A 9,901-nucleotide genomic window follows, 5' to 3' on the forward strand; every position below is an offset into this window, starting at 1 on the left:
AGGTGAACGTGCGCACTGACCGATCCAGTCGCGCCATAACAATGCCTATGATAATGGGGGAACTTGGCGAGTCAAGCGGGTTGTGGTAGGGTCCGAAGATCGGCTCTGGGCAACCCGGCTGTCCGATCTGCGGCAAAGGCTTCAACAACAAGGCAAGCTTCCCCGAGGACGGGTAGATCTGTGGAACGACTCCGCGTTGCCAAACTGCGCGGGGCTTCTTCTGTGCGTATCTTTCATGCGGTCCCGTCGGCATCCTCACCCGATCGTGAGCTCACCGTGAAGAAATTGTGGACGTCGGATTCGCTGGAACTGTGGCAGGCGGCGCTGGATGGGTACGAAGCCGTCGTCGCGGCGCAGGGCGTCGCGCGGCTCGCGGAACTGGATCGCTGGTATCGCTCGGAATTACCCGCCGCCATCGTCTCCCGCCAGCCGAAGCACGCCACGCACGACGAGCTCGTGCGGGCGACGGAGTGGAAGATGGCGCGCGGGGTGTGGCGGGCGCGCAACCTGGTGCTGGTGCGCGGCAACTCCCCTGATGACGTGGTGAAAGCCAGCACCCGAGCGCTGGCTGCGGTCCCGGACGCGCGCATGCCGATCGCCGTGATGGCGGAGCTCGCCGGCGTAGGCCCGGCCACGGCGTCTGCAATCGCCGCGGCGGCGGCTCCCGAGATCTACCCGTTCTTCGACGACCTGGTGGCGGCTCAGGTGCCCCGGCTAGGGGAGACGGCGTTCACCATCCCGTTCTACCTGAAGTACGCCGCGGCCATACGCGATCGGGCCAAACAGCTTGGCTGGACGCCGGTCCAAGTAGAGCAGGCGCTGTGGGCGAACGCGGGCGGGAAGGCGGGAGTGCGGGACAGCAGAACCTAGATCCGGGCGTTTGCTTGGTTACGATGCGGGCCAATACACACGGGTCAATGGCACGAGACTGCGCCCTTCTGAATCAAATCGCTCGTAGTGCTCCACGACCAAGGACGCGAGTTCATCAAGATCGACGAGTGTGATTGGATTGCTGGCACGATCGGCTTCGTATCGAGCCTCGCGCGTGTACCCGCCTGTGCTCACGTACAGACCTTGATCACCCGCCCGCAACCCACCTAGAAAGCTCCGGATTTGCGGGGCGCCGATCGTGTCTCGACGGTGCTTTACCTCTCCGATGATGCGCGGCTGCTGAAAGCCGAGACCGTCAGGGGATGCAATCACGTCTCGCCCGCGATCAGGCCCCCGGCCTGTAACTCTTGCCTTGTATCCCATCGCCCGAAGCAGTGCCGCCACCAGCAGTTCCATCTGCTCCGGCGAGAGTGCACGCAGCCGGTCCTTGATGAACTCGTGAGCGCGATCGAGAACATCGCGCCGGATGACCTGCCACTCCTCTTCGGCTTCCTTGACCTCTTCTTCCCGCGCTTCGGCTCCGGCGTGCCGGGCCTGCTCGATTTCCTGCAGAACCGCTGTGCCGGGCTCGAAGAGTGTAAGCGTGCTTCCGAGCGTGTTTCGCGACCCCAGGCTCAGAGCGTCCCGGCTGACACGGCCCTCCCATTTTACTTTGCGAACGTGATCGTAGTCCGGGATTAGTCCGGGCTTGAACTCGTAGTCGCCTCCATGGTGCCAATCAGGTATTCACGCCGCTGGGGATCGTACGTGACGACGCGGTCTCCGGGCCGGATTCTCTTGCGGAACTTGAAGCACATCGCGGCGGCATTTCCGAGCCAGCCCGGCTTCTCATCCGGATAAGCCTGCGCCAAGCGCTCCCGCATCTGTCCGAGCGTCTGGATCGGAGTGAAATCCCCAGCCTCCCGCCAGCCAATGGCGACGTGGCCGGTGCGCTCGAAATCCTCAACTAGGTAGCCGCCCTCACCTGCCCGAATCATCCAGAATTGAGTCGCCATGATTCGCTTTCGTAAACCAGCTCAGTCGGTAAATAGATCCGCGATACTATGTCAATCTTCGGGTTGAGCCTTCGCGTGCTCCGGAGCAACGTCCGCCCCCTCGTCCGCCGGCACGAACTCGCGGGGGAGCACGAGGGAGAAGGTGCTGCCCTGACCCGGCTCGCTCTTCACCTCAATCGTGCCCCCCAGCATCCGCGCGTACTGGCCAGACAGGTACAGCCCCAGCCCCGTTCCGCCGTGCGTGCGCGCCAGCCCGCTCTCCAGCTGCTCGAAGGGGCGGAAGAGGCGCTCCTGGTCTTCGTGCGGAATGCCGGGGCCGGTGTCGCACACCGAGAGCGCAACGACGCCGTCCATCGAACGAACCTGGATGGACACCTCGCCCTCGTCGGTGAACTTCACCGCGTTGCCCGCCAGGTTGATCAGGATCTGCCGCACCTTGTCAGGATCGGTCTGCACCACCGGGTGAGGGTCGCACCCGTCCAGGCGAAACTCCAGCGCCTTCTGCATCGCCAGCGGCTGGATGACGTCGGCCACCTCGCGCGCCAGCTCGCACAGGTCCACCGGCTCCGTCCTCACCTCCGCGTGCCCCGCCTCCAGCCGCGAGAACGAAAGCACCTCCTCGATCAGCCCGCGCAGGTGCCGCGACGCCGTCTGGATGCGCGACAGCGAGTTCACCTGCGGGGGCGTCACGGGGCCGTGAATGCCCATCTGCAGCAGCTCCACGTGCCCCAGCACCGCGTTCAGCGGGGTGCGCAGCTCGTGGCTCATGGTGGCGATGAAATCGGAGCGCGCACGTGCCGCGGCCTGCGCTGCCTCCAGCAGCTGCGCGTTCTCCACCGCCACCGCCGCGTGGCGCGAAAGGCGATCGAGAAGCATCAGGTCGGCGTCGCTGAAGGGCTCGGCCCCGCGCGCGCGGACGGCGGTGAGCGCACCCAGCGCCCCGGAGCGCCCCAGCAGCGGCGCGCAGATGGCCGACGCCACCTTCTGCACTTCGAGCACGGTGCCCGTGGCGCGCGGATCAGTGGCGATGTCGCGCACCAGCAGCGGCCGGCCCTCGCGCGCCGCGTACCCCACCAGCGTGCTCTCCGCCGGCAGCTCGCGCCCGGCCGCATCCCGAAGCAGCCCCGTGGCGTCGTCGCTGATGCGCAGCATGCCGTCCGGCAGCAGCAGCGCGATTCCGCATCCCTGGCACTCCACCAGCCGCACCACGGCCTCCGTCACCCGCCGCAGCACCTCGCCGGTGTCGTGCGTGGAGGCGAGGGACCGCGCGATCTCCCCCAGCTCCTCCAGTTCCTCCGCGCGGCGGGCCAGCGCCGCGGCCATGTCGTCGAAGTCGCGCCCCAGCTGGGCCACCTCCGCCGGGGCGCCGGCCACCAGCCGTCCAACCCTCGCCTTGCGGTCGCCGCCAGCCAGGGCCATGGCGGTGGCCCGCATGTGCAGCAGCGGCTCGGCCAGGTACGCGGCCAGCAGGCTGCTGGCGCCCAGGGCCAGCACGATCACCCCGATCAGCAGCGAAAGCAGGCGTACGTACGAATCGGCGACGAAGCCCTGGATGGACGAGTAGGGCTGCTCGATCCACACCACCCAGCCCAGCGACGGGATGCGTTCCACCGCGGCCAGCACCCGCGCCGCCTGCTGGGCCGCGGGCGCGCGCGGGCCGGCGCGGGAAAACGTGACCGTTCCACCATCCGGCGCCACCATCACGGCGCGGTAGCCGGCGGAATCGGCCATGTTGTGCGGAACGTCGCCCTGGTGGTAGGGCGCATGGCTGTCGTAGATCACCCGTCCGCGCATGTCGGCCACGTGAAGGCGCTCCTGGCGGCCGGGCGGCGGATCGGGCACGGGCAGCCGGCGCAGGTTCACGGCCCCGGCGACGAACGCGGCCATCGTATCGCCCAGGACGACGGGATGGACGATGACGATCACCGGCTCGCGCGAGGTGGCGCCGTGCAGCACCTCGCTGACCACGGTGCGCCGCGTTTCGCGAACCCGCCGGTAGTACTCGCGATGGCTGTAGTCGGCCCCCACCCGCTTGCGGCCCGTAGGATCGACGAGGGGATGGGCAGCGATGGAACGGCCCCGTGCATCGGCCGCGTAGATGGTGAGGAACCCGGGGAACTCGGTGCCGCTCTCCACAAGGGCCTGCATCTCCGCCGGGCTAACCGAGCCCCGGCGCTCCGCCGATTCGGCCAGGGTGCGCACCTCCTGCGCATGAAGCTGCACGTACTCGCCCAGGCGCGACGCGTAGCCCGAGGCGGACAGCCGCAGCCGCTCGCGGGCTCGTGCCACGTTCAGGTCCCACTCGCGCAGCCCCGTCCACGTGCCGAAGGCCAGCGCCGGCAGGGTGGCGGCGACGGTGACGACGACGGCCAGCGCCGCGCGCAGCGGGGGCCGGCCGCGAATGCCCAGCGCGGCGCGGACGGCGGGGACCAGCAGCAGCGCCTCCACCACCAGCGCGTCGATCAGCCCGTTGAACGGCTGCTTGAGAAAGAGGACCGCGGCCGTGCTGCCGCGCACCCCCAGGATCGCCCAGTAGGTAACGAACAGCAGCGGGACCCCGGCCACGATCCAGTACACGAGGTCGCCCACCAGCGGGCGGCGCTCGCGGCGAGCCAGGTACCCCACGCACAGCGCCTCCATGCAGAAGATCAGCAGCGCGTAGGGGTGGTTCCACAGCCAGAGGGTGCGCACCGAGGCGATGCCCGCCGCCACCAGCCCGTGCCAGGGGCCTAGGGCCACGGCGGCCAGCAGGTACGCCACCCCGCCGAAGATCAGGTCCGTCCCGGGCGAAAGCGGCAGGGGAAGCAGGTTCAGCAGCAGCCCCGCCACCCCCAGCAGGACGGCGGCTGCCCACCGCCTGCGCGCGGAGAACGGGGCCAGGGTGGGCGTGGGCACGTGGGCGCCCCTCACCCGGCGCGCTTGGTCTTTCGACGCAGGAAGTCGCGCATGATGTACTGCCCGAGCGTCATGGTGCTGGTGAAGTAGGCCTTACCGCGGGCGATCTGCGAAACCTGGTTGACGAAGGCCACCAGCGCCGGGTCGCGCGCCAGCATGAAGGTGTTGATCAAAATCCCCGCCTTGCGGCAGGCGCCCACCTCCTGAAAGGTCTCGTTCAGGACGAACGCGTCCAGCCCCATGGAGTTCTTGTAGACGCGCCCGTCGGGCAGGGTGACGGCGGAGGGCTTGCCGTCGGTGATCATGATGATCTGGCGCATGTCCTTGTTCTGCGCCATCAGCAGCCGCCGCGCGAGCTGAAAGCCCGCCGCCGTGTTGGTGTGAAAGGGCCCCACCTGCGCCTGCGCCACCCGGCCGAGGGGGATCTCCTCCGCCGTGTCGCCAAAGGTCACCACCTTCAGCGTGTCGCCCGGAAACTGGGTGCGGATCAGGTGCGTGAGTGCCAGCGCCACCTTCTTGGCGGGAGTAAAGCGGTCCTCGCCGTACAGGATCATCGAGTGGCTGGTGTCCAGCATCAGCACCGTGGCGCAGCTGGAGCGGTACTCGGACTGGTGGACGTGAAGGTCGCCGTACTCCAGGCCGATCGTCCCGTCGTCGCGCAGCCCCTCGCGCGAAAGGGCGCTCTTGAGGGTGGCGGGGATGTCCAGGTTCAGGGTGTCGCCGAACTCGTACGGGCGGCTGGCCACCTCGGCCTCGACGCCGGTGGCGTAGTGGGGCGTCTCGTGCGCGCCCGCGGCGGAGCGGCCCATGGCACCCAGCAGCTGCCGGAGGGTGCGGTAGCCCAGGAAGTCGATTCCCTTGCCCGTGAGCGAGAACTCCACCTGCCGCGACGCCTCGCGCGCGTCGTCGATCTTTCCCTCGCCCTGCATCTCGGTGTAGCCCTCGGGCGCTTGGGGAGGCTCAGCCACGTTCAGGTAGCCCTCCTCCACCATCCGCTGGATCAGCCGGTCCAGCAGCTCGGCGATCTTCTGCTGCACCTCTTCGTCGGGCGCCCCGTCGCCGCGCAGCTCCTGGATCATCTCCGGGGTCAGCTGCCCGCTTTCCAGCAGCGCGCGCAGCAGCGCCTCCTTCAGCGCGTCGAGCGAGCGGTCGTCCTCGTCGCCGCCGAACTCGCCCCACCAGGGGTTCACGTGGTAGCCGCCGGCGAACCCGCTCTGCAGCAGGAAGTCGGAAAGCTGGTCGAGCAGCGCCTGCAGGTTCAGCGCGTCGGCCATGTGGCCGGTGAAGCGGGAGTAGCTGGTGAACCGCATCTGGAGCCTCCGGGGGAACGGCAAGGGACGCCGGGGCAGCACGTTGCGGGCCATCCGCCCAATGGTGGCGGGTGGGGCGCGCGCGGGGTAAGTTACCGATCCGGAGCGGGACGGGAACAGCGGGACGAACCACGGGCGTGTTGGACGACGAGAACCGGGAAGCGCGCGAGGCGGCGGAAGCAGGTTCCGCCGCCTCCTTTCGCGCGCCCGCCGGCGGCAACCCGGGCCCCTCGTCGCCCCTGTCGGGCGCGGCGGCGCCGGGCCCGCGGGCGTTCGGGGCGCTGCGGCACCGCAACTTTCGCGTATTCTACGTGGGCCACCTGCTGTCGCTGACGGGAACGTGGATGCAGTCTACGGCGCAGGGCTGGCTGGTCCTGGATCTGACGGATTCGGAGATGAAGCTGGGGCTGGTGACCGCCGTCTCTTCGCTCCCCACGCTGCTGTTCGGCCTGTACGCCGGCGTGGTGGCCGACCGCTGGGACAAGCGGCGGATCATCGTTTCGGCACAGTGCGCGGCGCTGGCGGGTGCGCTGGCCATCGCCGTGCTGACGGACGCGGGGCGCATCTCGTATCCCACGCTGCTGATGCTGGTGTTCGTGCTGGGCACGGCGTCGGCGTTCGAGGTACCCACGCGGCAGGCGTTCTTCGCCGAGCTGGTGGGGCGGGCAGACCTGGAGAACGCCATCGCGCTCAACTCGTCGGCGTTCAACGCGTCGCGCATCGTGGGCCCGGCCATCGCGGGGCTGCTGATCGGCGGGGCGGGGATCGCGGCGTGCTTCTACGCCAACGCGGTGTCGTACGTGGCGGTGATCGTGGGGCTGATGATGATGCGGCTTCCCCGCGCGCGTCGGCCGGCGTCCACGGTGGGGATCGTCGAGGGCTTGAGCGAGGGGCTGGCATACATCCGCGGCGACCGCGTGGTAAAGACGCTGGTGTGGCTGATCGCGGCGATGTCCATCACCGTGTTTCCCTACGCCATGCTCCTTCCCGTGTTCGCGCGCGATGTGCTGGACGTGGGCGCGCGGGGGCTGGGATGGCTGCTTTCCGCCACGGGCGCGGGGGCGCTGACGGCGGGGATGTTCCTGGCGGCCCGGGGCACGCGCATTCCGCGGGGGCGGCTGATCATGGGTGCGGGCGTGGCGTATACGGTGCTGCTGATGGCGTTCGCGCTGTCGCGGTCGTTCTGGCTGTCGATGGTGCTGCTGGCGTGCGCCGGCTTCATGATCATTCTGAACAACGCCACCCTGAACGGGCTGCTGCAGTCCCGGGTTCCGCACCGGCTGCGCGGGCGGGTGATGAGCGTCTACGTGTTCATGTTCGTGGGGATGACGCCGCTGGGGTCGCTGCAGGCGGGCGCCGTAGCGCGATGGATGGGTGCGCCGTTCGCGCTGGCCGTGGGGTGCGGGGTGCTGCTCGTGGTGCTGGTGTGGGTGGCGGCACGCGTGCCGGAGTTGATGGAGGCGGAGTAGGGAGAGGGAAGTGCGTTAGTGCGAAAGTGCCGCCCCACCCCGGGCTCCTTTCCGCAGGATACGGCTGTGCGGAGAGGGGAGATGTTCGTGGCGGGTGGGGCTGGGTTAGGCGCATGCGGCGGCCGCCCCCCATCCCCAGCCCTTCCCCCGCAAACTGCGCGGGGGAAGGGCGCTAGTTCGGTGCGCTTCGGGGACTATTCCGCGCACGAGGGCCTGTCATCCTGAGGCCCAGGCGCGCGGTACTCGCCCACACCCGCCACCTCGCGGGCCGAAGGATCTAACGTGGGGCACGTAACAGCTTGGGCGCGGCAGCGGGCACCCGTGCAGAGGCCGCGACGTTGGGGCATTTCGAACTTGGCCGGCGCATGCCGCGGCTGCCCTCTCCCCCGGCCCCTCTCCCGCAAGCGGGAGAGGGGAGAATTCGATCGCGCTCCGGCTGGCCCAGCGCGCTCGACTGGCTCCCTTCCCCCGCGCTGTTTGCGGGGGAAGGGTTGGGGATGAGGGGCGCCGGCTCGAGCACCGAGCCCGACCTGACGCACCCTAGCGCGAAGTGTACTCCCTCTCCCACGCTGTTTGTGGGAGAGGTGGACGAGCATAAGCGAGAACGGGTGAGGGCCCCCGCGGAGCCGAGGCCTCTGCTTCCATGACCGCTGCCGCGCCCAAGCTAGTTCGTGGCCCAGGCTAGATCCTTCGGCCCGCGAGGGGTGAGGCACGGGCCGGTCGGGTGTGCCTGGGCCTCAGGATGACAGATCGCCCGCGCATGTCGAGGGTGCCTCCCCCGACTTTCCCACTTTCCCACTTTCGCACTCACGCACTCACGCACTTCCCTTGCTCCCTCCCGACCTCCGCCCCCGCCTGCTGGCCTGGTACGACGCGCACCGGCGCGACCTGCCCTGGCGATCCGCGCCCGGTGAGGCGGCGGACCCGTACCGCGTGTGGCTGTCGGAGGTGATGCTTCAGCAGACGCGCGTGGAGACGGTGCGGCCCTACTTCGAGCGGTGGCTGCAGCGGTTTCCCACCGTTGCGGCGCTGGCGGAAGCGTCGCTGGACGACGTGCTAAAGGCGTGGGAGGGCCTGGGATACTACTCTCGCGCCCGCAACTTTCACCGCGCCGCCGGCCTGGTGCACCAGCAGCATGGCGGACACGTGCCGGGCGATCCCGACGCGTTCCGCGCCCTGCCTGGGGTGGGGCGGTACACGGCCGGCGCCGTCATGTCCATCGCGTTCGGGCGCGAGGAGCCCGTGGTGGATGGAAACGTGCGCCGCGTCTTCGCCCGGCTGATGGACGACGCCGATCCCGCGGACGAGATGCTCTGGTCGATGGCCTCGGCTCTCGTCCGCGGCCCGCGCCCGGGCGACGTCAACCAGTCGGTGATGGAGTTGGGCGCCACGGTCTGCGTGCCCCGGAACCCGCGGTGCGGCGACTGCCCGGTGCGCGAATTCTGCGGCGCCTTTGCCGCGGGCACGCAAAACGAGCGGCCCGCCCGCAAGAAGGCGAAGCCGCTCCCGCACGAGGATACCGCCGTTCCCGTCATCGAGCGTGACGGCCGGGTGCTGCTGGTGCGCCGGCCCGTGGCTGCGCGGCTGGGCGGCATGTGGGCCTTTCCCGCGGCCATCCGCGCCGATGGCGAGTCCGTCTCGGCAGCGGCGGAGCGCGCCGGCCTCGAGGGGCTAGGCATCGAGATCCGCGCAGGCGAGCCGGTCTGCGTCGTCGAGCACACCTTCACGCACGTCCGCGCAACCTATCACGCCATCCGCTGCTCTCATGTCGACGGTGATCCGCGCGCCCTGCTGTACGACGAGGTCGCCTGGATCCCCTGGGAGCGCGTAGCGGACTATGCGCTGCCCGTCGCCCAGCGGCGCATCGCGGCGCTCGCCGACGAATCGACGCTGTTCAAGCGGCCCCCGGCGTGAGCGGGTACACCCGCTGCTCGAAGCGCGGAAAGCCCCAACCCGCGCCGCTGCCGCGTGCCCCGTCCCGAGCTTCGCCTGCACACGCACCGCACCCGCCGAAGCGCGATCGAATTCTCCCCTCTCCCGCTTGCGGGAGAGGGGCCGGGGGAGAGGGCAGCCGAGGCATGCGCCGGCTCAAGTCGAAACGCCACACAGCCGAGCGAGCCAGGCCTCGGCACTGGTGACCGCTGCCGCGCCCCAAGTGAGAGGCGTCCGCGGTTAGATCCTTCGGCCCGCGAAGCACGGTGAGTAGGCGAGTGCCGTGCGCGTGGGCCTCAGGATGACAGGCGATGGTGTGGCGGGAATCGGGGACGCGCACCAGACTGGCTCCCTTCCCCCGCGCAGTTTGCGGGGGATGGGCTGGGGTTGGGGGGCAGCCGAGGCATGC

At 69.5% G+C, this 9,901-nt stretch carries 8 protein-coding genes; 4 read left to right on the top strand and 4 right to left on the bottom strand.

Going from position 1 to position 9,901, the window contains the following annotated elements; translation table 11 throughout:
- The first annotated feature begins 276 nt into the window (after window positions 1-276).
- A complete protein-coding gene (locus VF632_RS19350) occupies window positions 277-870 on the top strand; it encodes a hypothetical protein (protein WP_331024582.1) in 594 nt (197 codons plus the stop codon).
- 18 nt (window positions 871-888) lie between these two features.
- Here VF632_RS19350 and VF632_RS19355 read toward each other — a convergent pair whose 3' ends face one another.
- Complete coding sequence (locus VF632_RS19355) at window positions 889-1,287, bottom strand: restriction endonuclease (RefSeq protein WP_349264017.1); 399 nt, start codon at window positions 1,285-1,287, stop codon at window positions 889-891.
- A 42-nt stretch (window positions 1,288-1,329) separates the two neighbouring features.
- Between VF632_RS19355 and VF632_RS19360 the strand changes: the two genes are divergently transcribed.
- Window positions 1,330-1,572 carry a hypothetical protein gene (locus tag VF632_RS19360; protein ID WP_331024583.1) on the top strand — a complete coding sequence of 81 codons (243 nt, stop codon included), beginning with the start codon at window positions 1,330-1,332 and terminating at the stop codon, window positions 1,570-1,572.
- Here VF632_RS19360 and VF632_RS19365 read toward each other — a convergent pair.
- The 3 genes from VF632_RS19365 to VF632_RS19375 are packed head-to-tail and all read right to left on the bottom strand — an operon-like array spanning window position 1,569 to window position 6,091.
- Window positions 1,569-1,886, bottom strand: coding sequence for a hypothetical protein (locus VF632_RS19365; protein ID WP_331024584.1), 318 nt, complete (start codon window positions 1,884-1,886; stop codon window positions 1,569-1,571). The genes VF632_RS19360 and VF632_RS19365 overlap by 4 nt on opposite strands.
- Before the next feature lie 51 nt (window positions 1,887-1,937).
- Window positions 1,938-4,781: a sensor histidine kinase gene (locus VF632_RS19370; protein ID WP_331024585.1), complete on the bottom strand. Its 2,844-nt coding sequence runs from the start codon at window positions 4,779-4,781 to the stop codon at window positions 1,938-1,940.
- A gap of 11 nt (window positions 4,782-4,792) precedes the next feature.
- The gene (locus tag VF632_RS19375) at window positions 4,793-6,091 is read right to left on the bottom strand and encodes a vWA domain-containing protein (RefSeq protein WP_331024586.1); all 1,299 of its coding nucleotides are present in this window, start codon (window positions 6,089-6,091) and stop codon (window positions 4,793-4,795) included.
- A gap of 137 nt (window positions 6,092-6,228) precedes the next feature.
- On the opposite strand from VF632_RS19375, the gene VF632_RS19380 reads away from it, so the two are divergent.
- Together VF632_RS19380 and mutY are read left to right on the top strand one after the other, a co-directional pair.
- Window positions 6,229-7,560, top strand: a complete 1,332-nt coding sequence (locus VF632_RS19380) for an MFS transporter (protein WP_331024587.1) — start codon at window positions 6,229-6,231, stop codon at window positions 7,558-7,560.
- 828 nt (window positions 7,561-8,388) lie between these two features.
- Entirely contained in the window at window positions 8,389-9,474 is a 1,086-nt protein-coding gene (gene mutY / locus VF632_RS19385) for an A/G-specific adenine glycosylase (RefSeq protein ID WP_331024588.1), read from the top strand.
- Window positions 9,475-9,901: the final 427 nt, after the last annotated feature.

The sequence above is a fragment of the Longimicrobium sp. genome (genome assembly GCF_036388275.1).
Lineage (GTDB): Bacteria > Gemmatimonadota > Gemmatimonadetes > Longimicrobiales > Longimicrobiaceae > Longimicrobium.

Excerpts from the sequence above, each read along its gene's own strand:
- VF632_RS19355 (WP_349264017.1), bottom strand. The coding sequence starts at position 1,287 with ATGGAACTGCTGGTGGCGGCACTGCTTCGGGCGATGGGATACAAGGCA.
- VF632_RS19365 (WP_331024584.1), bottom strand. The coding sequence starts at position 1,886 with ATGGCGACTCAATTCTGGATGATTCGGGCAGGTGAGGGCGGCTACCTA.
- VF632_RS19375 (WP_331024586.1), bottom strand. The coding sequence starts at position 6,091 with ATGCGGTTCACCAGCTACTCCCGCTTCACCGGCCACATGGCCGACGCG.